This is a genomic window from Rhodococcus sp. 14-2470-1a (assembly GCF_002259425.1).
GTDB lineage: Bacteria > Actinomycetota > Actinomycetes > Mycobacteriales > Mycobacteriaceae > Rhodococcoides > Rhodococcoides fascians_E.
Map to the genome: position 1 here is coordinate 280302 of NZ_NPFZ01000029.1, position 22905 is coordinate 303206.

At 64.0% G+C, this 22905-nt stretch carries 27 protein-coding genes; 25 read left to right on the forward strand and 2 right to left on the reverse strand.

Annotation, left to right across the window (positions count from 1 at the left end; translation table 11 throughout):
• Positions 1-2: 2 nt before the first annotated feature.
• From CH292_RS18930 to CH292_RS19050, 25 genes are all read left to right on the forward strand, one after another.
• Positions 3-779 carry a 16S rRNA (uracil(1498)-N(3))-methyltransferase gene (locus CH292_RS18930; RefSeq protein WP_019667493.1) on the forward strand — a complete coding sequence of 259 codons (777 nt, stop codon included), beginning with the start codon at positions 3-5 and terminating at the stop codon, positions 777-779.
• Complete coding sequence (locus tag CH292_RS18935) at positions 776-1510, forward strand: S9 family peptidase (protein WP_094655438.1); 735 nt, start codon at positions 776-778, stop codon at positions 1508-1510. The genes CH292_RS18930 and CH292_RS18935 overlap by 4 nt, the downstream gene beginning before the upstream one ends.
• 150 nt (positions 1511-1660) lie before the next feature.
• The gene (locus tag CH292_RS18940) at positions 1661-2662 is read left to right on the forward strand and encodes a PhoH family protein (RefSeq protein ID WP_230594157.1); all 1002 of its coding nucleotides are present in this window, start codon (positions 1661-1663) and stop codon (positions 2660-2662) included.
• Positions 2663-2707: 45 nt separating this feature from the next.
• Positions 2708-3250 (forward strand): rRNA maturation RNase YbeY, encoded by a 543-nt coding sequence (gene ybeY, locus CH292_RS18945; protein WP_094655439.1) that lies wholly within the window; start codon positions 2708-2710, stop codon positions 3248-3250.
• A complete protein-coding gene (locus CH292_RS18950) occupies positions 3247-4599 on the forward strand; it encodes a hemolysin family protein (RefSeq protein ID WP_019667489.1) in 1353 nt (450 codons plus the stop codon). The genes ybeY and CH292_RS18950 overlap by 4 nt, the downstream gene beginning before the upstream one ends.
• Positions 4596-5507: a GTPase Era gene (era, locus tag CH292_RS18955; RefSeq protein WP_020111631.1), complete on the forward strand. Its 912-nt coding sequence runs from the start codon at positions 4596-4598 to the stop codon at positions 5505-5507. The genes CH292_RS18950 and era overlap by 4 nt, the downstream gene beginning before the upstream one ends.
• 85 nt (positions 5508-5592) lie before the next feature.
• A complete protein-coding gene (locus CH292_RS18960; protein WP_094655440.1) occupies positions 5593-6321 on the forward strand; it encodes a response regulator transcription factor in 729 nt (242 codons plus the stop codon).
• Positions 6322-6589: 268 nt separating this feature from the next.
• Complete coding sequence (locus CH292_RS18965; RefSeq protein WP_094655441.1) at positions 6590-8203, forward strand: ABC transporter substrate-binding protein; 1614 nt, start codon at positions 6590-6592, stop codon at positions 8201-8203.
• A complete protein-coding gene (locus CH292_RS18970; protein ID WP_037107451.1) occupies positions 8200-9159 on the forward strand; it encodes an ABC transporter permease in 960 nt (319 codons plus the stop codon). The genes CH292_RS18965 and CH292_RS18970 overlap by 4 nt, the downstream gene beginning before the upstream one ends.
• Positions 9156-10079, forward strand: a complete 924-nt coding sequence (locus tag CH292_RS18975) for an ABC transporter permease (protein WP_094655442.1) — start codon at positions 9156-9158, stop codon at positions 10077-10079. Before CH292_RS18970 ends, CH292_RS18975 begins: the two co-directional genes overlap by 4 nt.
• Positions 10076-10957 (forward strand): ABC transporter ATP-binding protein, encoded by an 882-nt coding sequence (locus CH292_RS18980; RefSeq protein ID WP_094655443.1) that lies wholly within the window; start codon positions 10076-10078, stop codon positions 10955-10957. Before CH292_RS18975 ends, CH292_RS18980 begins: the two co-directional genes overlap by 4 nt.
• Complete coding sequence (locus tag CH292_RS18985) at positions 10954-11766, forward strand: dipeptide/oligopeptide/nickel ABC transporter ATP-binding protein (RefSeq protein WP_094655444.1); 813 nt, start codon at positions 10954-10956, stop codon at positions 11764-11766. Before CH292_RS18980 ends, CH292_RS18985 begins: the two co-directional genes overlap by 4 nt.
• Positions 11766-12017 (forward strand): hypothetical protein, encoded by a 252-nt coding sequence (locus CH292_RS18990; protein WP_094655445.1) that lies wholly within the window; start codon positions 11766-11768, stop codon positions 12015-12017. The genes CH292_RS18985 and CH292_RS18990 overlap by 1 nt, the downstream gene beginning before the upstream one ends.
• Positions 12014-13432, forward strand: a complete 1419-nt coding sequence (locus CH292_RS18995; RefSeq protein ID WP_094655446.1) for an amidase — start codon at positions 12014-12016, stop codon at positions 13430-13432. Before CH292_RS18990 ends, CH292_RS18995 begins: the two co-directional genes overlap by 4 nt.
• Positions 13429-13623 carry a hypothetical protein gene (locus CH292_RS19000; protein WP_037107461.1) on the forward strand — a complete coding sequence of 65 codons (195 nt, stop codon included), beginning with the start codon at positions 13429-13431 and terminating at the stop codon, positions 13621-13623. The genes CH292_RS18995 and CH292_RS19000 overlap by 4 nt, the downstream gene beginning before the upstream one ends.
• A 33-nt stretch (positions 13624-13656) precedes the next feature.
• A complete protein-coding gene (locus CH292_RS19005) occupies positions 13657-15081 on the forward strand; it encodes an amidase (protein ID WP_094655447.1) in 1425 nt (474 codons plus the stop codon).
• Complete coding sequence (gene ureE / locus CH292_RS19010; protein WP_094655448.1) at positions 15078-15554, forward strand: urease accessory protein UreE; 477 nt, start codon at positions 15078-15080, stop codon at positions 15552-15554. Before CH292_RS19005 ends, ureE begins: the two co-directional genes overlap by 4 nt.
• Complete coding sequence (locus CH292_RS19015) at positions 15551-16201, forward strand: urease accessory protein UreF (protein ID WP_094655449.1); 651 nt, start codon at positions 15551-15553, stop codon at positions 16199-16201. Before ureE ends, CH292_RS19015 begins: the two co-directional genes overlap by 4 nt.
• Positions 16202-16227: 26 nt before the next feature.
• Positions 16228-16866 (forward strand): urease subunit beta, encoded by a 639-nt coding sequence (gene ureB / locus CH292_RS19020; protein ID WP_037107469.1) that lies wholly within the window; start codon positions 16228-16230, stop codon positions 16864-16866.
• Positions 16863-18569, forward strand: coding sequence for an urease subunit alpha (ureC, locus tag CH292_RS19025; RefSeq protein ID WP_094655450.1), 1707 nt, complete (start codon positions 16863-16865; stop codon positions 18567-18569). Before ureB ends, ureC begins: the two co-directional genes overlap by 4 nt.
• Complete coding sequence (gene ureG / locus CH292_RS19030; RefSeq protein WP_037107474.1) at positions 18566-19180, forward strand: urease accessory protein UreG; 615 nt, start codon at positions 18566-18568, stop codon at positions 19178-19180. The genes ureC and ureG overlap by 4 nt, the downstream gene beginning before the upstream one ends.
• A complete protein-coding gene (locus CH292_RS19035) occupies positions 19177-20100 on the forward strand; it encodes an urease accessory protein UreD (RefSeq protein ID WP_094655451.1) in 924 nt (307 codons plus the stop codon). The genes ureG and CH292_RS19035 overlap by 4 nt, the downstream gene beginning before the upstream one ends.
• On the forward strand, positions 20015-20839 hold the full coding sequence (recO, locus tag CH292_RS19040) for a DNA repair protein RecO (protein ID WP_026348198.1): 825 nt from the start codon (positions 20015-20017) through the stop codon (positions 20837-20839). Before CH292_RS19035 ends, recO begins: the two co-directional genes overlap by 86 nt.
• The gene (locus CH292_RS19045) at positions 20796-21614 is read left to right on the forward strand and encodes an isoprenyl transferase (RefSeq protein ID WP_019667486.1); all 819 of its coding nucleotides are present in this window, start codon (positions 20796-20798) and stop codon (positions 21612-21614) included. Before recO ends, CH292_RS19045 begins: the two co-directional genes overlap by 44 nt.
• A complete protein-coding gene (locus CH292_RS19050) occupies positions 21607-22002 on the forward strand; it encodes a hypothetical protein (protein ID WP_019667485.1) in 396 nt (131 codons plus the stop codon). Before CH292_RS19045 ends, CH292_RS19050 begins: the two co-directional genes overlap by 8 nt.
• Before the next feature lies 1 nt (position 22003).
• Here the strand turns inward: CH292_RS19050 and CH292_RS19055 are convergent, their stop codons facing one another.
• Both CH292_RS19055 and CH292_RS19060 read right to left on the reverse strand, forming a co-directional pair.
• The gene (locus CH292_RS19055) at positions 22004-22426 is read right to left on the reverse strand and encodes a Fur family transcriptional regulator (RefSeq protein ID WP_020111630.1); all 423 of its coding nucleotides are present in this window, start codon (positions 22424-22426) and stop codon (positions 22004-22006) included.
• 3 nt (positions 22427-22429) lie between these two features.
• A complete protein-coding gene (locus CH292_RS19060) occupies positions 22430-22843 on the reverse strand; it encodes a metalloregulator ArsR/SmtB family transcription factor (protein WP_019667483.1) in 414 nt (137 codons plus the stop codon).
• Positions 22844-22905 lie beyond the last annotated feature (62 nt).

The following is a 22905-nucleotide window of genomic DNA, read 5'->3' on the forward strand; positions in this document are numbered from 1 at the left end:
CGATGGCGGCTACCGTCTTCTATCTCGATCCGCTGCCCGCGGTCGGTGGCGTCGCCGTGCTGGACGGCAAGGAAGGTCACCACGCCGCCACGGTCCGGCGCATCCGCGTCGGCGAACGGATACTGCTGTCCGACGGTAGAGGCGGCCTCGCCGACACCGTCGTGACAGCTGCGGAGAAAAACCGTCTCGAGCTGTCGGTGAACGCTCGATCCGCAGCGACGCCGCCGACTCCGACCGTCGGCCTGGTCCAGGCGCTACCCAAAGCAGAGCGCTCGGAGTTGGCCGTCGAACTGGCCACCGAAGCGGGTATCGATTCGATTCACCCGTGGCAGTCCGCGCGCTGCGTTGCGCGCTGGGACGGACCGAAGGCAGCCAAGGGCGTCGCGCGATGGCAAGGAGTCGCAGCCGCGGCGTCGAAGCAGTCCAGGCGACCGTTCGTGCCGTCGGTGAGCGACGTGCAGGACACCGCAGGCGTGGTCTCCCTGGCGCGCGACGTGGTCGGACGAGGCGGGGTGGTCGCGGTGCTGCACGAGGCGGCAACCGCCGAGTTCTCTTCGCTCCCGTTCCGAACCGTCCCGGAGGTCCTGTTGATCGTCGGGCCGGAGGGCGGCATCGACGACAAGGAGATCGCTCGTCTGACGGATGCCGGGGCGACCCCGGTCATGCTGGGGCCCACGGTGTTACGGACGTCGACGGCGGCAGCGGTTGCGCTGGGTGCGATCGGGGCACTCACCGACAGATGGAGGCACGCGCCCCTCGACTTCGGATCGCCGGAATGAAGCGAACCACCATCGCCTACGGTGACCACCCGCAGCAGTTCGGGCATCTGTATCTGCCCGAAGGTGATGCGACGGAACCACTTTCGGTCGTCGTGGTCATCCACGGCGGCTTCTGGAGTGGGCAGTACGCGCTCAACCTGGGAACGCAGTACGCCGTCGAATGCGCGCGGGCCGGGTACGCCGCCTGGAACATCGAGTACCGACGTGTGGGTGCCGGAGGGCTCTGGCCCGAGATCAGCAGCGACGTGGCGTCGGCCGTCGCCGCGGTCGCCACTGTGGTGCAGAACAATTCACCGCGCACGCTGAATCTCGCCGACGTGCGTCTGCTGGGTCATTCGGCCGGTGGCCACCTCGCGGTCTGGCTTGCCGGGGAGCGGGACGTCGCAATTCGGCCGTCGCGGGTGGTGTCGCAGGCGGGTGTACTCGATCTGGTGTCCCGCGCCTCCTACGAGCCGATTCGGGCACTCTTCGACGTCGACTACGACGACGCGCCGCAGACCTACCGTGCGGCATCGCCGCTCCATCGCGTGCCGACCGGTATTCCCGTGCACTGCATCCACGGGGCCGAGGACGTGCAGGTCTCGGTGTCGCAGAGCGAAGAGTACGCAAAGGCGGCACGTGCGGCGGGAGACCACGTGACCTCGGTCGTCGTCGACGGCGAGGATCATTTCGCATTTCTCCAGCCCGGTAGCCGATGCTGGAAGCACTCTCTCGCCGCGGTGGTGGAGTGACGCTGCGGGCGGAGTAATTGGAATGCGCTCACATCCAGGAGCGTTAAACTTCCAACAGCCGAGTTCGAGACCAGACAACCGAAAGCAGGCCATAGCCACCACGTGAGTGAACACAGCGATCTTCCTGCCGAACGCCAGGTTCGGTCGAGTATGGAATTGGCACCAGAAGCGGTTCCGCCGCTGCTGGGACCGTCGGACGAGAACCTACGCACACTCGAGCAGATGCTGAGCGCGGATATCCATGTGCGCGGTAACGCGGTGACGCTCAGCGGCAAGGTCGCGGACGTCGCGCTGGCGGAACGCGTGATCTCCGAGCTGGCGGCCGTCGTCAAGCGTGCCCAACCTCTGACTCCCGACGCCGTCCGGCGCACGGTGGCGATGCTCACCGAGGGCGTCTCCGAGTCGCCGGCCGAGGTCCTCAGCTTGGACATCCTCTCGCGCCGAGGCAAGACCATTCGGCCGAAGACCCTCAACCAGAAGCGGTACGTCGACGCCATCGACGCGAACACCATCGTGTTCGGCATCGGGCCTGCGGGAACCGGCAAGACCTACCTCGCCATGGCGAAGGCCGTGCAGGCTCTGCAGGCCAAGCAGGTCAGTCGAATCATCCTGACCAGGCCGGCAGTGGAGGCCGGCGAGCGTCTCGGATTCCTGCCCGGCACGTTGCACGAGAAGATCGATCCGTATCTGCGTCCGCTGCACGACGCGTTGCACGACATGATGGACGTCGAAGCCATCCCGAAGCTGATGCAGGCGGGCGTCATCGAGGTGGCGCCACTCGCGTACATGCGTGGCCGAACCCTCAACGACGCTTTCATCATTCTCGACGAGGCTCAGAACACCACTGCCGAGCAGATGAAGATGTTCCTGACGCGGTTGGGATTCGGATCCAAGATCGTCGTCACCGGAGACGTCACCCAGGTCGACCTGCCGGGTGGAGCTCGATCGGGTCTACGCGCCGCGAGCGAAATCCTGACCGAGGTCGACGACATCCACTTCGCGCAGCTGACCAGCAGTGACGTGGTTCGGCATCGGCTGGTGTCCGACATCGTCGACGCGTACGAGCGCTTCGAGTCCTCGCGCGAGAGCAACGACTCGATCGGCAACCGTGCGCAGCGACGCTCGGGTGGGGCACGTGCCGCACGCCGTTAGACTCATGGCTGCCCGAGCGGAGAATCGACAGAGAATGAGCGGTAGATGAGTATCGAGGTGTCCAACGAATCGGGGATGGACGTCTCCGAGCCGGAACTGGTGAGCGTGGCGAGGTTCGCGATCGCGAGTATGGACGTGCACCCTGCCGCCGAACTGTCGATGGTGCTGGTGGACTCGGCGACCATGGCCGACCTGCACATGCGGTGGATGGATCTCCCGGGTCCGACGGACGTGATGTCGTTTCCCATGGACGAACTGGAGCCCGGAGGCCGTCCCGACGCCCCCGAGCCGGGGCCGTCGATGCTCGGCGACATCGTGTTGTGTCCGTCGTTCGCTGCCGATCAGGCAGCCGCAGCCGGGCACCCGCTGGAACACGAACTCGCTCTTCTCACGGTGCACGGTGTGCTGCATCTGCTCGGCTACGACCACGCCGAGCCCGACGAGGAGAAGGAGATGTTCGGTCTCCAGAATCGCATCCTCGGAGAATGGTACGAGGATCTCCGGCGGACCGAGGAAGCCGAGATCCAAGCGGCTCGCGACGCACGGCTACTGGGCAAAACCGGGTTCTCCAGGGACGAGAACCTGTGAGCAGTGCACCCGCACTCATCGTTTCCGCAGTGGTGTTGGTGCCCGTCGCAGGTGTCTTCGCTGCCGTCGACTCGGCCCTCAACACCGTGTCGCGGGCACGGATCGAGGACATGGCCAAGGACGAGCGGCCCGGTGCAATCGGATTGCTCGAGGTGGTCGCGGACCGGCCACGCTACGTCAACCTGACGGTTCTGCTGCGCATTCTGTGCGAGATCGCGGCAACCGTACTTCTCGTCGGCGGCATGATGGACCTGCTCTCGGAAACACTCGCTCTGACGGTCACCGCCGTCGTCATGGTGCTGGTCAGCTATGTGGCGGTAGGTGTCGGCCCGCGAACGCTCGGTAGGCAGCACGCGTACTCGATTGCATTGTCCGCCGCGTTTCCGCTTCGAGCTCTCGGCTGGATACTCGGCCCGATCAGCCGGCTTCTCATCCTCATCGGAAATGCCATCACACCCGGTCGGGGTTTTCGCAACGGTCCGTTCGCGTCGGAGATCGAGCTTCGCGAGCTGGTGGACATGGCCCGCGAACGCGGCGTCGTCGCCGACGACGAGCGTCGGATGATCCAGTCGGTGTTCGAACTCGGGGACACCTCCGCGCGCGAGATCATGGTGCCCCGCCCGGAGATGGTGTGGATCGAATCCGACAAGTCGGCAGGCCAAGCCACATCCCTTGCAGTCCGCAGCGGACACTCCCGTATCCCGGTCATCGGCGAGAACGTCGATGACGTCGTGGGCGTGGTGTATCTCAAGGACCTCGTCCAGCGGACGTACTACTCCACCGACGGTGGCCGCGGCGTCAAGGTCGACGAACTGATGCGGCCTGCGGTGTTCGTGCCGGATTCGAAGGCACTGGACAGCCTGCTGGCCGAGATGCAGCGCGATCGAAACCACATGGCCCTGCTGGTCGACGAATACGGTGGCATCGCAGGGCTGGTGACCATCGAGGACGTGCTGGAGGAGATCGTCGGCGAGATCGCCGACGAATACGATTCCGCCGAGGTCGCGCCCATCGAGGACCTGGGCGACGGCACCTATCGTGTGTCCGCCCGCGTCACACTGGAGGACGTCGGTGAACTGTTCGACATCGAGATCGAGTCCGAGGACGTGGACACCATCGGTGGCCTGCTCGGCTACGAGCTCGGCCGCGTGCCGCTACCCGGTTCGCGCGTCGAGACACACGGCCTGATCCTGATCGGCGAAGGTGGGGCGGACCCACGTGGGCGAGTACGCATCACGACCGTTCTGGTGGAACGAGTGCCAGCTCCCGAAGAGGACGACGAGCACGACACGGCAGACGACGACGATCCCAGCCACACACGGCGGGAAGAGCTGGGAGACGAAGAATGACCGACGCAGGCACCGAATTTCGATCAGGATTCATCTGTTTCGTCGGACGGCCGAACACCGGCAAGTCGACGCTCACCAACGCGCTCGTCGGCTCCAAGATCGCGATCACCTCGTCCCGGCCGCAGACGACGCGGCACACCATCCGCGGAATCGTTCACCGCGAGCACGCGCAGCTGATCCTCGTCGACACGCCCGGACTCCACCGGCCCAGAACGCTTCTGGGGCAGCGCCTGAACGACCTGGTCCAGGAAACGTACTCCGAGGTCGACATCATCGGGCTCTGCATCCCGGCCGACGAGAAGATCGGCCCCGGCGATCGGTGGATCCTCGAACAGGTGCGTCACATCGCGCCCAGGACCACGTTGATCGGCATCGTCACCAAGATCGACAAAGTCAAGAAGGAACGCGTCGTACAGCAGTTGATGGCGCTCTCGAAGCTCCTCGGCGAGGACAGTCACGTCATTCCGGTCTCCGCCGCGTCGGGTGAGCAGGTGGAGAAGCTCGTCGACCTGTTCGCGTCGGAGCTGCCGGAGGGCCCTGCCTTCTACCCGGACGGCGAACTGACCGACGAGCCCGAAGACGTCCTGATGGCCGAGCTCATCCGCGAAGCAGCACTGGAAGGCGTGCGCGACGAACTCCCGCACTCGCTCGCCGTGGTGATCGACGAGGTCACCCCTCGCGAGGGCCACGACAACATGCTCGACGTCCACGCGATCCTCTACGTCGAACGCCCGAGCCAGAAAGCCATCATCATCGGCAAAGGCGGATCGAGACTGAAAGAGGTCGGCACCGCGTCGAGGCTGCAGATCGAAAAACTCCTCGGCACGAGGATCTACCTCGACCTGCACGTCAAAATTGCCAAGGACTGGCAGACCGACCCGAAGCAGATGGGCAAACTAGGCTTCTGACGGTAGTCGAAACTGTGCGTTAACAACGACGAAAGCGTTCTGCTGTTTACTCGGTTCGACTGCCCGTCGAGCCGAAGGACGCACCATGCCCGATCACGACATCGCGTCCATTGTTGCCGAAATGGCGTCGCCGGCAGCGACCCGGCGGATGAACGGAGCCATCGACTACCTCCGATACGAGGGTCGATGCGACAGTTTCCTGCTTGCGTACCGGGACGAGACGACCGATCGCTACGTCACCGTCGAGCAGCGGGGATACGACCAGAGGGTCGCCGGGTTCCTGACCGGTGACATCGATCGGCTTCCCGAGTTCGAGAAACAGTTCTCGCACGTGGACGAGGTGTTCGACTGGACCGAGGTGCCCGGCTTCGGGACGTCACCGACTGCGATGTCGGTGTTGCGTCCCGATGGCTTCTCCAACGGTGTGCTGATGTTGTTACACGACGACGACGGCACGCTCATCGGCATGTGTCACGGCAATGTCGAGAAAGAACAGTTTCCGACGCCCGCCAAGACCATCCTCGAGCGGATGCGACCCGCATTCACGCGGTACGCCAGCGATCTGCGCGCGACCTCGCGGTTTCGGCTGACCGCCCGCGAGTTGCAGATTCTCGGCCTGGTGCGTCGTGGAATGTCGAACGCGGAGATTGGTGAGGAGTTGGTCCTCTCGCCCCGCACAGTGACGACCCACGTCGAAAAAATCCTGCGCAAGTTGGATGTGCCGAATCGTGTCATGGCGGCGGTCTACGCTACCGAGCTCGGGCTCGGTTCCGACCGACGAACGGTCGACGCGATCTCTCTTGCGGCGTCCTGAATCCGCGTCCGGTACCAATTCTCAACACATCCGTCACGTGGAAGAAACATGCCTATTGGATGGCGTAGAACCTCGACTTCCATTGTGATCCATGACATCTGGAATACGTAATTCGACGTATTCTCTTCCGACTCCGTCCTTCTCTACGGTTCATGTATCCCGATCGGTTCGACGGCGCACCGCTCGGCATACGGAGACAGACGTTCTCCTTCACACTCGTAGATCGAAGGACCATGTCCATGAACATCGCTTCTCGAAGTGACCGCACGTGAAACGCGGACGCAGGTCGGGCTCGCTCACCGGTCTCGCTGCGGCGGTCGTCCTGGCGATCTCGTCGCTGACCGCGTGCAGCGCCGATCGTGAGATCGTTACCGACAACACGTTCGTCATCGCCATCGAATCCGAGGCCGACGTCCTCGATCCCCAGGTGGCAGGCGGCTGGGTCTCGTGGCGCATCAATCAGCAGATCTTCGAACCACTGGTGACCGAGGACCTACGGACACCGTCGAGCGAAGCACAGGTTCCGGCGCTGGAGCCGGGGCTTGCGGAGTCGTGGGAGGTCTCTCCCGATGGCCTCACCTACACGTTCCACATCAGACAGGGCGTCCAATTCCACGACGGCACCGAATTGGACGCCGCCGCAGTCGAATACAACTTCCGGCGAATGTGGGACAAGGAGGCTCCGCACTACTCCGCGAAGGCCGCAGGACAAACCAACTTCATCTGGCTGAACACCGAATCTATCGAGACCGTCGACCGGTACACACTCGTCGTCAAGCAGGCGACACCGTTCTCACCGTTCCTACGAATGCTGGCTCAGGGTGGTAACGGTTCGACAGCCATCATGAGCCCCACCGCGATCGAGCAGTACGGCGAGGGTATCGGTGATCACCCGGTGGGAACAGGACCGTTCGTGTTCGACGAGCGAATCCGCGGTGAGCGAATCAGCCTGAAGCGCAACGACGACTACTGGGGAATCGAACCGTCGATCCAGGGTGTCGTCTTCCGGCCTCTGCCCGACGCCTCTGCGCGAGTCGCCGCGCTGCGCAGCGGTGACGTCGACATGATCGCTGTTCCGAGTCCGGACAGTGTCGGCAACCTCGTAGACGAGGGCTACCAGCTGTCGGAGGGCACCCCGCCTCACGTGTGGTACCTCTCGTTCAACATGCAGGATCCGAACATGGCGATCAAGGAAGTTCGGCAGGCGATCAACCTCGCGATCAACCGTGAGGGCATGGCGACCGATCTTCTCCGCGGAACGGTCAACCCGGCGTACGGCGTGCAGGCTCCCGCGAACGGCGCGTTCGTCGAACGCACCGATGCCTACACTCGCGACATCGACCAGGCCAAGGAGCTTCTCGCTTCGGTCGGTCTGCAAGACGGTTTCGAAACCACTCTGATCACCTCGGTCGACGGTTCGGGTCAGATCATTCCGACACAGATGGCGGAGTACCTGCAGCAGAACCTCGCCGAGATCGGCATCACGATGAACATCCAGACGCAGGAATGGATTTCGTACCTCGGCACCTGGGCGCAGGGCATGCAACCCGGGGTCGGTATGGCCCAGATGTCCTGGGGTATGACCACCCCGTACTGGCTCTACATCGTGACATCGTCGAAGCTGCAGGCGCCCAACGGCGTCAACGTCGGATACTACTCGAGCCCCGAACTGGACGCTGTGATGGATCTGGCGATCCAGTCCACCGACGAGGACGAGGCCAACGAGTACTGGCGTCAGGCGAACGACATCGTCACCGAGGACGCAGCTCTCGCACCTGTCGTCAACGACAAAGCCCCCTACGTGCTCGCTCCCTATGTCTCCGGATTCGTCTCCGCGAGCGAAGAGTGGTACGACCTCAAAGAAGTGAGGCTCGAGCAATGACAGGAACACTCCGCTCACGATTGTTGTCCACCGTTGCGGTTCTGCTCGGGGTCAGCATCGTCGTCTTTCTGCTCCTCCAGCTCGTCCCCGGCGACCCGGCGCTGACAATCTTAGGATCCGGTGCAACCTCGGAATCGGTTGCGGCCGTGCGCAGTGAACTTGGTCTCGACCGGTCACTTCCGGTGCAGTACCTCGATTACATGGGTAGTCTGCTGCAAGGCGATCTGGGGCGCTCTCTGACGGTCAACAAGCCCGTCACCGAAATCATGATGCCGCGCTTCTGGAACACGATCATCCTGACCGTCGCGGCACTCGTCCTGTGCATCGTGATCGGCGTGCCGCTGGGAATCGCAGCCGCGCGCAAACAGAACGGGGTCTTCGACCGCGTGGCGATGTTCGTCTCGCTGGCAGGGGCAAGCGTCCCGGTCTACTGGTTCGGGTTGGTCCTGATCGGCTTCTTTTCGATCGAGCTCGGCGTCTTCCCGACCTCGGGCATGTACAACAGCCGTCATCCGGGCGGGCTCGGCGACGTTCTGGTGCATCTGGTTCTGCCCGCCGTCGCAGCGGCGTTGGTGCCGTTGGCGGTCATCGCCCGAATGACCCGCAGCGTCATGGTCGACGTGCTGCAGCAGGACTACATCCGAACGCTGCGTGCCTCGGGTCTGTCCGAGCAGTCGGTGCTGTGGCGTCACGGACTGCGTAATGCGTTGCCGCCGATCGTCGGCGTCATCGGTTTGCAGGTCGGCTATCTGCTCGGCGGAGTGGTGTTCGTGGAGGTCGTCTTCGGGTGGCCCGGGCTAGGGCAGCAGCTCTACACCTCGATCACCCAACGCGACATTCCGGTCGTCCAGGCGGGTGTGCTGTTCATCGCCTTGGCCTTCGTCGTCGTCAACCTCATTGCCGACATCGCCGTCGGACTCCTCGATCCGCGCACCCGAAAGACGGTGAACGCATGAATGCAGCAGTCGACATCGACGTCCGTACCACCGCGGCGTCGGCGCAGGAGACATCCGCACCGAAAGCCTCGACCTCGCAGTGGAAACTCGGACTGCGTACCTTCTGCCGTGACCGAGTCGCACTCGTCTCGGCACTGTTCTTGATCCTGGTGACACTGGCCGCGATCTTCGCACCGCTGCTCACCTCCTACAGTCCGACCTCCGGTGACCCGGTCAACCGCCTGGCGGGAGTCGGCACCGAAGGCCACATCCTCGGACTCGACGGACAGGGCCGAGACATCCTCTCGCGCTTGCTCTACGGTGGCCGAAACTCACTTCTCGTCGCCGTTGTGCCCGTCCTCGTGGTGTTCCCGTTGTCGCTGATGATCGGGCTGTTCGCCGGCTACAAGCGCAGCCGCGCCGGCGAACTCCTGATGCGTGTTCTCGACGTGTTGTTCGCCTTCCCGCTCGTGCTGCTCGCGATCGCACTGTCCGCGGTCCTCGGAGCAGGTCTGGGCAACGTGATGCTCTCCATCGGCATCACGCTGATCCCGTACATGGCCCGTGTCGCGTACACCGCGACCGTGCAGGAATCGGGCAAGGAGTACATCGAGGCAGCGCGCGCGTACGGCGCGAATCCGGGGCATCTGATGTTCCGGGAACTCGCACCGAACGTCATCGCTCAGCTGATCGTGTACGCAACGACCCTGTGCGGGTTGATGATCGTCGTCGCAGCAGGCCTGAGCTTCCTCGGTGTCGGTGTCGTTCCGCCGACTCCCGACTGGGGAATCATGACCTCCGACGGATCGAGCGTGCTTCTCGAAGGCATCTACCACATCGCCACAATTCCCGGTTTGGTGATTCTCTTCGTCGCACTCGCCTTCAATCTCGTCGGCGACGGAATTCGGGACGCCCTCGACCCCAGAAAGCAGACACGATGAACGAGCCCTTACTGGATATTCAGAACCTGAGGGTCGATTTCCACACCGACGGCGGTGTCGTTCACGCCGTCAGGAACGTATCGATCACGTTGGCGCCAGGCGAGATTCGCGGATTGGTAGGAGAATCCGGATCCGGAAAGAGCGTGACCTCGCTGAGTGTGCTCGGCCTGCTCGGTACCCCCCGGGCCCGCGTCGAGGGCGGAGCAATCGTGTTCCGCGGCGAGAACCTGCTCGACAAGACAGAGAAAGAGATGCGCGGAATTCGAGGCAGCCACATCGGTCTGGTATCGCAGAACGCGCTGAGCGCACTCGATCCTTCCTTCACGATCGGTGCCCAGCTGATCGAGGTCATCCGGCTGCATCAAAAGGTGGGCAAGGAGACAGCCCGGAAGAAGGCGTTGGAATCGCTGGAACTGGTGGCGTTGCCGGACCCGGCACGCAGGATGAAGGCTTACCCGCACGAACTCAGTGGTGGGCAGCGTCAACGTGTCGTCATTGCAATCGCGCTCGCGTGTCGGCCGGAACTGCTACTCGCGGACGAGCCGACCACAGCGCTCGACGCCACCGTACAGAAGCAGATTCTCGATCTGTTGCTCGAGATCAATCGTGAACTGGGGACGGCGATTCTGATCGTCACGCACGACTTCGGCGTCGTGTCGCACGTCTGCTCGCAGGTCACGGTGATGCGTCACGGTGAGGTGATGGAGGCGGGTACCACGGCTGCTGTGCTCGAGGAGCCCAAGCACCCTTACACCCAGGGGCTGATGAGCGCGGTTCCCAAACTGCATCTCGACGACGCAACGAGGGCCGTGCCCCGGAGCAATCGCAGGCTCTACGAATTCAAACAACTCGTCTCGGCGCAAGGAGAAACAAGATGACAGCCGACGACTTCGCGCTGCCGCTCGTGGCGGTGCGCGATCTGCGCAAGGTGTACCCGGTGCGTGGTGAGAAGCGGAAGAAAATGGACTTCGTGGCCGTCGACTCGATCAGCTTCGACATCGCCAAGGGTGAGACGTTCGGGCTGATCGGTGAATCTGGTTCCGGCAAGACCACGACCGGCCGGATGGTGCTTGCCCTCGAGAAGGCAACCTCGGGATCGATCCTGTTCGAAGGCAACGACATCGCGGCGATGACCGAACTCGACATGCGGCGCTATCGCAAGCGGATGCAGATCGTGTTCCAGGATTCTGGCTCGGCGTTCAACCCGCGCCGCAGTGTCGGCGCGCAGATCGGCTACGCGTTGCAGCGATTCCAGATGGCACCGAAGAGCGAGATTCGCGGATTGGTGCTGGAGATGCTCGGCCGCGTCGGGATGGAAGCGGCGCACTACGACCGCTATATCCACGAATTCTCGGGCGGACAACGGCAGCGTCTCGGGATTGCTCGCGCCCTGATCACCGATCCGGACTTTCTCGTTCTCGACGAGCCCACCGCCGCACTGGATGTCTCGGTTCAAGCGCAGATCCTGAACCTGCTCAAGGATCTACAGTCCGAACGGGAACTGACCATGCTTCTCATCACGCACAACCTGGCGCTGGTGGAACACATGTGCGACAACGGGGGAGTGCTGGATCACGGCACCCTCGTCGAATCGGGTCCGGTAGACGACCTGCTTTCGAAGCCGAAGACCGCGATCACCCGCTCGCTCGTCGACGCTGTCCTCGAACCGACGAAAGTAGCGAGCTGATGAGCCAACACGACTGGGCACGTGCCTCGTTGACAGCCCGCGGGGTGCCCGAATCGATGATCGGTGATGCCGCATCCGCAGGCGCGTCGTCGCTGCGCTCGGCAGCCCGGCTCGCCGCAGCCGTGGGAGAAAGCGATTCGCTTCCCCTCGTCCTCGGCACGACAGATACGACAGTCCTCGGCACGACAGATACGACAGTCCTCGGCACGACAGATACGACAGTCCTCGGCACGACAGGAGGATCGAAGTGATCGATCCGACGGGGATGACCGCGACGGAGATCAACCACGGCGTCGAAACAGGCAAACTGGATCCCGTCGACGTCGTCGAGACCTACCTCGACCGGATCGCCGCGATCGACCCGTCCTTGGCATCCTTCGTGCTGGTGACCGCCGACGAAGCACGCGCCGAGGCCGCGGTGCTGCGTGAGGCCTTGCGATCCGGAGTCCCGGGTGGCCCGCTTCGCGGGGTCCCGTTTGCGGTCAAGGACCTGTACGACGTCGCGGGGTACCCGACGCGGTCGGGATCTCGAGCCTCTTCCGAAGCACCCGTGACCGAGGATGCCGCAACGGTGACCGCGCTGCGCGACGCCGGGGCGATTCTCATCGGTAAAACGACCACCCACGAGTACGCCTACGGAGTAACGACGCCTCCGACGCGGAATCCGTGGTCACTCGGCCACGTGCCGGGAGGTTCCAGCGGCGGATCCGGTGCGGCAGTAGCAGCACGACTCGCTCCCGTGGCGATGGGCACCGACACTGGCGGATCGATCCGCATTCCTGCCGCATTGTGCGGGGTCACCGGGATGAAGGCGACCTATGGCCGAGTGAGCAAGCGAGGGGTCACGGTGCTGAGTTGGACTCTCGACCACGCGGGTCCGCTGGCTACGACCGTGGCCGACGCCGCGTTGTCCCTCGGGGTGCTTGCCGGTCACGACACAGGCGATCCCTACAGCGCCGGGGAGGCAGTACCGGACTTCGGTGTCATGCTGGACCGAGGTGTCGACGGTATGCGACTCGGCGTCAGCGAAGCCTATTTCTGCGACCGTCTCGAACCGGGCGTCGCGGCAGCGTTCGACCGTGCAATCCGAGAACTAGAGAAGGCAGGCGCGACGATAGTTCCGGTGGCGTTCGCCGGAGTCGAACTTTGCCCGGACATCGTCGGTGTCGTCGCCAGTGTCGAAGCCGCATCGTTCCACCGGGCGAGAGCTACCGAGCGACCTGAACTGTTCGGCTCCGACGTCGTAGACGCACTTCGGGTCGGTAACCTCCACAGCGGTGTCTCCTACGTCGACGCTCAGCGGGCGCGATCGGTGGTGACTGCCGGAATGAACCGGATGTTCGGCGAGGTCGACGCCCTGCTGTCGCCGACGGTCGCCGGTACCGCGCCGATACTCGGAACCGAGCGAACCTCGTTGGGAAAGAGCCAGATCGACGTTCTCAACGGCCTCAATGCACTCACCGTTCCCGCCAACGTCACCGGTATGCCGGCACTGTCCGTTCCTGCGGGCTTCGACGACCAGGGGTTACCCGTCGGCCTGCAGATCATGACGCCACCGTTCCAGGAAGCACTCGCTTTCGCCGTCGGACGGGCCTTCGAGGCCCGCACCGATTTTGCCGCCGCGGTTCCATATACCGCATCCACCCTGACAGGAGAACTTCTGTGACCGCCAACTTCGTTCCGACGAAAGAACAACTCGCAACTGTCTTCGAGTACGCCGGACTGCCGGTCAGCGCAGAGCGCCTCGACTCCGAATTCGAGACCTACAGCTCTACTCTCGCACTCGTTCGCAAGGCCAGCATCGCCGGTATCGGCGAGACGGTTCCGGCCGCCGCATTCAACGCGTCCTGGGAATAGGCACCCACCCACATCGTTCGGAAAGGCTTGTCAATGGAAATCCACGAACTCTCACTGTCCGAGGTCGCCGAGAAGATCAGGACGAAAGAGGTCTCGCCCGTCGAGGTGACGCAGTCCTCGCTCGACCGCCTGGCCGCGGTGGAGCCGGCCATCACGGCTTTCGTGACCGTGACGGGTGAGCACGCGCTCGCCCAGGCAGAACAGGCCGAGGCCGAGATCGCGGCCGGAAACTACAAGGGCACCCTGCACGGAATCCCGTTGGGAGTCAAAGATCTCTACGACACAGCGGGCATTCTGACCACATCCAGCTCCGCTCAGCGCTCCGACAACGTCCCGACCGTCGACAGTGCAGCGGTAGCGAAACTGTCCGAGGTGGGCATGGTCATGGTCGGCAAGACGCACACGCACGAGTTCGCCTACGGCGCAACGACACCGACCTCGGGAAATCCGTGGGATCCAACCCGCACCCCGGGTGGCTCCTCGGGTGGTTCCGGTGCTGCCGTCGGCGCTGGCGTCGTGCACGTCGCCCTCGGTAGCGATACCGGCGGATCCATTCGGATTCCGGCGGGCCTCTGCGGAACCGTCGGGCTCAAACCAACATTCGGACGGGCGTCCCGTGCGGGTGTCGCGTCGCTGTCGTGGTCACTCGACCACGTCGGACCGCTGACCCGCAACGTGGTCGACGCAGGACTGGTCATGGCGGCGATGTCCGGGTACGACCGCAGGGATCCGGCATCGGTGAACCGTGACATCCCGGATTTCACGACCGGGATCGACAGGGGTGTCGCGGGAACACGTATCGGTATTCCGACCAACTTCTACAACTATCACGTCGAGCAGGAGACGCAGCACGTTGCACAGCAGACTGCGGAGCTGCTGCAGAGTCTCGGCGCCGAACTCGTCGAGGTCGAAATTCCACTTGCCGAATACATTCTGCCGGTCGAGTGGGGGATCCTGACGGCGGAGGCCAGCGCGTATCACATGGACGCGCTTAGGACTTCGCCGGAGAAGTTCACCGAGGAGGTACGTACCCTCGTCGAAGCAGGCGAAGCGATTCTCGCCACCGACTACATCAACTCCATCCGGCTGCGCACCAGGATTCAGGACGCCTGGCGCGACATGTACCGTGGCGCGGGCGGTGGCATCGACGTACTGCTGGCGCCGACCGTCCCCGGCGTCGCGGCGCTGCGCGAGGATCCGTACTTCCGCTGGGACGACGGCGTCGTCGAAGGAGCGACATCCGCGTACTCGCGAATGTCCGCTCCCGCCAACGTCACCGGTCTTCCGGCGCTACAGGTGCCCGCCGCATTCTCTTCGACCGGAATGCCGATCGGTGTGCAGATCATTGGAAAGCCGTTCTGCGAGGCGGAGATCCTGCGCGTGGGGTTCGCTCTGGAGCAGGCCTCGGATGTAGTAGGCCGGATCGCACCACTGACGCCTGCAGCTGTGCCCGCATGACACTCTCGCGGGCTACGGTCTCGTCGACTCCGGTCGTCGACGAGATCGTGGGGCACGAGTTCGAAGCCGGGATCGCGGACAAGTTACACGAGTTGCGGCACCGGCACGCAGTCGAATACGTGCACCTCGACGCCACCGACCTCGACCGCCGTCGCCTTCGGGTGACCTCGGATGCGGGGCGCGACTACGCCGTTGTACTCGACCGGCACAAGCGGTTGGTCGACGGTGCGGTGCTGGTGCTCGGTGAATCACGAGCCGTGGTGGTGCGGGCAGGCGCGCCCAGAACGCTGCGGCTACGGGCGTCGACCGTCCCGTCCGCGATGCATCTCGGATTTCTCGCCGGTCACCTGCACTGGAAGGCAACGATGACCGGGACGACGATGACGGTAGTGCTGGAGGGTCCGGAATCGGACTACCGGGCACGCATCGCCGAACTGCTCGACGACGGCACCGTCGAGCATCTCGAAGAGTGAGCGTTCCCGACCTCCTCGCGGTACTTCGTTTCGGCGACAGTGCTTTTCCCTCAGGCGGGTTCGCGTTCTCCTCAGGACTGGAGGGTGCGGTGCGGGACGGCTTCGTCACCGGTGAGGCCGACGTGTCGGCCTTCGCCGCCGAAGCGGTGACCGGCCGCTGGCACACGATGGACCGAGTCCTGCTGCGGTCGGCGTGGCAGGATCCGGAACACGCGGATCGTCTCGGGGAGGCGTCGAGTGCAGTGTCGACTCTCCGCGAGGCGTCGCGGCGATCGGGGGTGGCATTGCTGTCGACCTTCGCCGCCCTCGGCGCATCCGACGCGGTCGCCTACCGGGCTGCAGTGCTGTCCGGGTCGGCGCCGGGGCACCTTCCCGTCGCGCAGGCAGTCTGCTATCGCGGGCATGGACTCACGGTGACTGCGGCCGAAGCGATCAGCGGATGGCAGGTGTTGTCCGGCATCGCCAGTGCCGCGCTGCGCCTCGGCGTCACCGGGCACCTGGGATCGCAGAGGATCATGCAGGACGTAGAGGGCGTCTTGGGATCGATCCTGGCACTCGTTCCCGACGCCGAACCGTCGTCGTTCAACGCTTTCGCCGATATCGCCGCCCAACGCCGAGGCGACGGCATCAGACTGTTCGCCAGCTGACTTCACGCACGAGAACAGGAGACATAGTGCTGCTCACCCCGACCGAGATCGAAAGACTGACGGTGTTCACCGCCGCTGCGATGGCTCGGCGCAATCTGGCCGCGGGCGTCCCGCTCAGTCATCCCGAGGCTGTTGCCTACTTGACCGACGAAATCATGCTCGCGGCGCGCAAGGACATGGCCTACGATGCCGTCATCGATTATGCATGCCACCTGCTGACGCACGAGCAGGTCATGAGCGGGGTGCCGCAGATGCTGACCATGGTGCTCGTCGACGCGCCCTTCGCCGAAGGGACCAAGCTCGTCACCGTCATCGATCCGATTCCGTGGAAGGAGGGGGATCGGACTCCAGGGGAAATCATGACGGCGGATACGCCGATCGAGTTGTTCGCCGATCTGCCCTCCTTCGAACTGCGGGTGATCAACACCGGTGATCGGGATGTCCAGGTGCGCAGCCAGAGCCACTTCTTCGAGGTGAACGCGGCACTCGAATTCGACAGACGCGCAGCGTGGGGACTCAAGTTGGCGGTGGCGGCAGGAGCAGGAGTTCGTTTCGAGCCAGGGATTCCGGTAACCGTCGAACTTGTTCCCATGCAGGGCGGCCGCGTCGCCCATGGCTTCCGAGGACTGGTGAACGGATCGCTCGACGAGGAAGAAGGGCAGTGACGAGCATCGACCGCGCGGCGTACGTGCGGATGTTCGGTCCGACGACGGGTGACCGCATCCGGCTCGCGGATTCCGACCTCGTCGTCGAAATTGAGAAGGATCTGACCACACCCGGATACGAGCTGCTGGCGGGAGCGGGCAAGAACGTCCGCGACGGCGAGGGGTATCGGCCGAACTCCACGTCCTCGACCGGCGCGCTGGATTACGTGTTCACCAACGCGACGATCATCGATTCCGTCGCCGGAATCATCAAAGCGGACATCGGGATTCGAGACGGCTTGATCGTCGGTATCGGAAAGGCGGGCAATCCGGACGTCATGCCCGACGTCACGGCTGGCATGGTCGTCGGGCACATGACGACGCCGATCCCGTCCGAAGGACTGATCGTCACCGCAGGTGCCATCGAGACGCATGCCCATCTGATCTCCCCGCAGCAGAGCGAACACGCGCTGTCCACGGGCACCACGACGTTGATCGGAGGATCTCCGGGGCCTGCCTTCGAGGTGGGATCGGGAAGCACCCGCAATCTGGGGTTGTTCTTGCGCGGCGGAGAGGCGTCGCCGATGAACTTCGTCGCCTTCGGACGCGGATCCTCCGACGCTGCAGCAGTGCGTGAATCGGTGGCTGCAGGTGCGGGAGCGGTCAAGATTCACGAGGACTTCGGTGCCTCGCCTGCGGTGATCGACGCGACCTTGCGGGCCGCCGACTCGGCCGACTTCGCGGTGCACCTGCACACCGATTCGATCAACGAGTTCGGATTCGCCGAGACCACCATGTCGACCATCGGCGACCGCACCATCCACATGTATCACGTGGAGGGCGCCGGGGGAGGGCACGCCCCGGATCTGATTCGCTGCGTCGGGTACGACAATGTCATTCCAGCATCGACCAATCCGACGAACCCGTACACCTCCTATGCGCTCGACGAGGGCGTACCGATGACGATGGAAGCGCACAACATGAACTGGGATGCGCCGGAGGACGTCGCGTTCGCCGAAGCTCGCATCCGTCCACAGACGATGATTGCCGAGGACTTCCTGCACGACATGGGCGCGATCTCCATCTTCGGCAGCGACACCCAAGGGATGGGCCGGGTCGCCGAGAACATCGCGAACTGCTGGCAGTTGGCCGACATCATGAAGCAGCGGGTCGGCAGGCTACCGGAGGAGGCGACCGCGTCGGCGGACAACGAACGCGTCAAACGGTACATCGCGAAACTGACTGTCAATCCCGCTATCTCGATAGGGGTCGGACGGCACGTCGGGTCCGTGGAGGTGGGGAAGGTGGCCGATCTGGTGCTGTGGTCGCCTGCATTCTTCGGGGTGAAACCGAACTTCGTCATGAAGAACGGATTCGTTGCATGGGCCGCCCTCGGCGACGCCGCAGGCAGCATCTCGCGTTCCGAACCGGTGGTACAGCGCGCGAACTGGGGATCGCTCGGGTCGGCTCCCGAGCGGCTCGGCTTCGTGTTCATGTCGGCCCTCGCCACCGACGCCGGACTTCCCGACGTCCTTGGTCTACGCAAGAACGTGCTGACCATCGACTCGGTCCGCGCGCTGCGCAAGTCCGACATGATTCGGAATTCCGCGTTGCCCCACATCGATGTCGACCCCCGCACGTTCGACGTGCGAGCCGACGGCCGACTTCTCACCGGTATTCCACCCAGGACTGTTTCCTTCGCCCGGAGGTACATGCTTCGATGAACGCACTGCGAGCAGCACGAATCGGCATCGGCGGACCTGTCGGGTCCGGAAAGACCGCCATCGTCGAACGATTGATCGCCGAGTTCGCTCGACACGGTCGCTCGGTGTCGGTCATCACCAACGACCTGGTCACCGCTGAGGACGCAGAACGGGTCAAGCGATCGGGATTGATCGACCCCGCGCGGGTACGGGCCGTCGAAGCAGGCGGGTGCCCACACACGGTGATTCGCGAGGACCCTTCGCTCAACATCGCGATGGCAGACCAGCTGGAAGCGGACTTCCCCGACACCGAGGTGCTGCTACTCGAGAGCGGCGGTGACAATCTGGCGTCGACCTTCTCCCGGGATCTGGTGGACTACTGGGTCTTCGTCATCGACGTGGCCGGCGGCGACGATATCCCACGCAAGCGTGGGCCTGGCGTCGTGCGCTGTGATCTTCTGGTGGTCAACAAGATCGACCTCGCGCCCTATGTCGGTACCGACCTCGAACGGATGCTGAAGGAAGCCGACGAGGTCAGATCCGGCCGACCGATCGTGTGCACCAATGCCCGCGCCGGAACGGGCATCGTCGAACTCGTCGGGGTACTCGACCGCGAAATTCTATTCGTGTGACCGAGCCCAGGTCGCTCGATCTGTCGTTCGCTACGTCCGGTAACCGAACAGTGCTGGACCGCAGGCGCTATCGATGGCCTCAGACGATCGGTCGGATGTTCTACCTCGACGCGGACGATCCCGGCCACGGGCGGTTGATCGTCCAGAATGCCGGAGCATCACTGCATCCGGGCGATCACGTCCGGCAACGGATTGCGGCGACGGCGGGTGCCCGCGCCGAGGTCACCGGCCAGGGTGCGATGTTGGTGACCGGGTTGCCAGGATCGAAGCCCGCCGTCGAGGAGACCGAACTGCGGGCCGAGGCGTCGAGCATGCTCATCTACCAGCCGGAGCCGAGGATCCTTACTCGGTTCGCGCATGTCGTGCAGAACACCCACGTCGAACTGGAGCGGGGTGGGTCGGTGATGCTGACCGATGCCGTCGTCGCGCATCCCGACGTGACCGCCGAGTCGTTCGGAAGTTTTCGCTCGCGCGTCACGCTGACCGTCGACGGCGATATGCGGTTGTTCGACGCCCAACACGCGTCGGCGATGCCGAATCCGCGGGCGGGTCTTCGGGCGTTCGCGACGGTGTATCTGCTGGGACCGGCCGCTGAGGATCCGGCGGTGGATCTGGACCGGTTCGATGCAAAGTGGGGCGTCTACGCCGCAGGCTCGGTACTTCCGAACGATGCTGGCTACGCGATCCGGATCGCGGCGACCGGGGGAGACACGGTGCGGGAGGCTATCCGATCCCTCGTTCGATCGCTCCGGCATGCGGCGCGTGCAAGGAACGTCGACCCGTCCCGTGAGTGGCATCCGCCCGCATCGTCGCCGACGTGGGACACTGGAGAACGTGAGGCTGTACCGGGACAACGCAGTCGTGCTGCGCCAGCACAAGCTGGGCGAAGCCGACCGTATTGTCACGCTCCTGACTCGTGACAACGGCATCGTTCGGGCCGTCGCGAAGGGGGTGCGCCGCACGAAATCGAAGTTCGGCGCTCGGCTCGAGCCCTTTGCCCACGTCGACTTGCTTCTTCATCCGGGTCGAAATCTGGACATCGTCACCCAGGTGCACACCGTCAACGCGTTCGGCGGCGACATCGTCAGCGACTACGGCTGCTACACCACCGGCTGCGCAATCCTCGAGACCGCGGAGCGGCTGGCCGGTGAAGAACATGCACCGGCGAAACGTCTGCACCAGCTGACCGTGGGCGCGCTGCGCGCGCTCGCCGACCGATCTCACCCTCCTGAATTGATTCTCGACGCGTTCCTGCTCCGAGCCATGGGCTTCTCCGGCTGGGCGCCGTCGTTGACCGAATGCGCGCGGTGTGCAGCTCCGGGGCCGCACCGAGCATTTCATGTCGCGGCAGGTGGGTCCGTGTGCGTGCACTGCCGGCCTCCGGGTTCGGCGACGCCCATGACCGGCGTCGTAGACCTGATGGTCGCCCTCGAACGCGGTGAATGGGACTACACGGAAACGACGTCGACGGCCGTTCGGTCCCAAGCCAGTGGACTGGTCGCCGCTCATCTTCAGTGGCACCTGGAACGTCAACTCCGGACGTTGCCGCTCGTCGAACGCACAGCGCCGCATCAGGTCGGGCCTGGTGCGGTTCGAGCAACCGGCGTCGGGCAGGATGAAGACCGTGATTCTCCGACGCGAACCGCGCAGTCAGTCTGACGGTGACAGGGCGATTCGGCCCCCTGATCCACACCCGTCGGGAGCCACGCCTCCGATCATTCAGCCCGAACTGATTCCGCGTCACGTCGCCCTCGTCATGGACGGCAACGGCCGGTGGGCACAGGACCGAGGAATGCCACGAACCGCAGGGCACGAGCGCGGTGAGGCCGTGCTCATGGACACCGTCTGCGGATGCATCGACATCGGAGTCAAGTGGCTGTCGGCCTACGCCTTCTCGACCGAGAACTGGAAGCGCAGCCCGGACGAGGTGAAGTTCCTCATGGGCTTCAATCGCGACGTCATCCGACGTCGCCGTGACGAGATGAACGAGATGGGTGTTCGTGTTCGGTGGGCCGGGCGACGGCCTCGTCTGTGGCGCAGCGTCATCAAGGAACTGGAAGTCGCCGAGGAACTGACGAAGAAGAACACCGTCATGACGCTGACGATGTGCGTCAATTATGGTGGTCGCGCCGAAATTGCCGACGCGACAAGAGAAATCGCGCGTCAGGTGGCGGCGGGAAAACTCGATCCCGAGAAGATCACCGAAGCCACCGTCGCCAAGTACCTCGACGAAGCAGACATGCCGGACGTCGATCTGTTCCTGCGTCCGTCGGGGGAGCAGCGCACATCCAACTTCCTCATCTGGCAGTCCGCATACGCGGAGTTCGTTTTTCAGAAGAAACTGTTTCCGGATTTCGATCGCCGGGACCTCTGGGAAGCGTGCATCGAGTACGCGTCCAGGGACCGTCGATTCGGAGGAGTGAAGTATGAGTGAGCCCACGACCCTGCAGTCGCGTGCCGAACTGGCGCTGTCGCAGTTCGCGACGGTCGTCGTCGGGGAGGAAGGCTCGCTCGGCTTCGACTATGCCGGGGCCCTGTGTTCCCTCCGCTCGGTGGCACTGTCGCCAGGGCTCGAGGTGCTGTCGCTGACGGCGGTGCTGGCGTGGGACCGGCCCCTCAAGGCCGCTCTGCACAAGAAGGTGGCGGACCGTAATGCGGACTCGCAGTTCGGGTCCATCTCGGTGAACGTCCACGAGAAATCGGCGGATGTGCTGCTGCGCTACACGTTTCCGGCGAGTGGCCTCGACGACGAAGCCCTGATGACCATGCTGGTGCTGGTCCTCGGGGGAGTGGAGAAAGCGCGCGAGGGCCTGCTTCCGTGACCTACTTGGCCCTGCACTCGTTGCAGGTGCCGAAGATCTCGATGGTGTGGCTGACGTCGGAGAATCCGTTGTCCTCCGCGACGCCCTGCGACCACTTCTCGACTGTCGGGCCCTCGACCTCGACCGTGTAGCCGCAATCACGACAGACCAGATGGTGGTGGTGGCCGGACGAGCACCGCCGGTAGACCGATTCCCCGGTGTCGATTCTGAGGACGTCGACGGTGCCGGCATCGGCCAGAGCCTGGAGAGTGCGATACACCGTCGTCAGCCCGATGCCTTCACCGCGCTTGCGCAGCTCGTCGTGCAGATCCTGCGCCGACCGGAACTCGTCGATGTTGTCCAACAGATCCGAGATGGCACTGCGCTGCTTCGTTGCTCGGATCCCGACTGCGACGGGCTTGCGGGTTCTCGTGCTCTCCGGCATCTATCAGCCTTCCTCTGCGTGGGCGACAGCGTCGACGACGATGTGAGCCAGGTGATCGTCGACCAGTCGGTACAGCACTTCGCGTCCATTGCGTTCACCCTGTACGACACCGGCGGCCTTGAGCACGCGCAGGTGCTGACTGATCAACGGTTGGGTCACTCCGAGGGCGCCCACCAGTTCGTGGACGCACCTCTCGGATTCACGAAGTTGCAGCACGATCGCGATTCGAACAGGCGCTGCCAGCGCGCGCAGGATGTCGCCTGCGGCCGTCAGTGTCTCCTTGGCCGGGACCGGCGCGGGCGGCGCAGACACGAACGGATCGTGCACGTGGGCTTCGGTGGAGGGGCTGTGTGCAGGCTGTTCGTTGCCGAGGTGCGAAGGGTCCGTCTCCAGGATTGCCAACAGATTCTCCTTCATGTTCAGGGCTCGCGTACCTGCTTCACAGTAGTCCAGCGATCGTTAATGCAAATCACTTCCAT

What these genes read in the sequence shown, in the direction of transcription:
- CH292_RS18930 (WP_019667493.1), top strand. Translation starts at nt 3, where the DNA reads ATGGCGGCTACCGTCTTCTATCTCGATCCGCTGCCCGCGGTCGGTGGC.
- CH292_RS18935 (WP_094655438.1), top strand. Translation starts at nt 776, where the DNA reads ATGAAGCGAACCACCATCGCCTACGGTGACCACCCGCAGCAGTTCGGG.
- CH292_RS18940 (WP_230594157.1), top strand. Translation starts at nt 1,661, where the DNA reads ATGGAATTGGCACCAGAAGCGGTTCCGCCGCTGCTGGGACCGTCGGAC.
- ybeY (WP_094655439.1), top strand. Translation starts at nt 2,708, where the DNA reads ATGAGTATCGAGGTGTCCAACGAATCGGGGATGGACGTCTCCGAGCCG.
- era (WP_020111631.1), top strand. Translation starts at nt 4,596, where the DNA reads ATGACCGACGCAGGCACCGAATTTCGATCAGGATTCATCTGTTTCGTC.
- CH292_RS18960 (WP_094655440.1), top strand. Translation starts at nt 5,593, where the DNA reads ATGCCCGATCACGACATCGCGTCCATTGTTGCCGAAATGGCGTCGCCG.
- CH292_RS18970 (WP_037107451.1), top strand. Translation starts at nt 8,200, where the DNA reads ATGACAGGAACACTCCGCTCACGATTGTTGTCCACCGTTGCGGTTCTG.
- CH292_RS18975 (WP_094655442.1), top strand. Translation starts at nt 9,156, where the DNA reads ATGAATGCAGCAGTCGACATCGACGTCCGTACCACCGCGGCGTCGGCG.
- CH292_RS18980 (WP_094655443.1), top strand. Translation starts at nt 10,076, where the DNA reads ATGAACGAGCCCTTACTGGATATTCAGAACCTGAGGGTCGATTTCCAC.
- CH292_RS18985 (WP_094655444.1), top strand. Translation starts at nt 10,954, where the DNA reads ATGACAGCCGACGACTTCGCGCTGCCGCTCGTGGCGGTGCGCGATCTG.
- CH292_RS18990 (WP_094655445.1), top strand. Translation starts at nt 11,766, where the DNA reads ATGAGCCAACACGACTGGGCACGTGCCTCGTTGACAGCCCGCGGGGTG.
- CH292_RS19005 (WP_094655447.1), top strand. Translation starts at nt 13,657, where the DNA reads ATGGAAATCCACGAACTCTCACTGTCCGAGGTCGCCGAGAAGATCAGG.
- ureE (WP_094655448.1), top strand. Translation starts at nt 15,078, where the DNA reads ATGACACTCTCGCGGGCTACGGTCTCGTCGACTCCGGTCGTCGACGAG.
- ureG (WP_037107474.1), top strand. Translation starts at nt 18,566, where the DNA reads ATGAACGCACTGCGAGCAGCACGAATCGGCATCGGCGGACCTGTCGGG.
- CH292_RS19045 (WP_019667486.1), top strand. Translation starts at nt 20,796, where the DNA reads ATGAAGACCGTGATTCTCCGACGCGAACCGCGCAGTCAGTCTGACGGT.
- CH292_RS19050 (WP_019667485.1), top strand. Translation starts at nt 21,607, where the DNA reads ATGAGTGAGCCCACGACCCTGCAGTCGCGTGCCGAACTGGCGCTGTCG.
- CH292_RS19055 (WP_020111630.1), bottom strand. Translation starts at nt 22,426, where the DNA reads ATGCCGGAGAGCACGAGAACCCGCAAGCCCGTCGCAGTCGGGATCCGA.
- CH292_RS19060 (WP_019667483.1), bottom strand. Translation starts at nt 22,843, where the DNA reads ATGAAGGAGAATCTGTTGGCAATCCTGGAGACGGACCCTTCGCACCTC.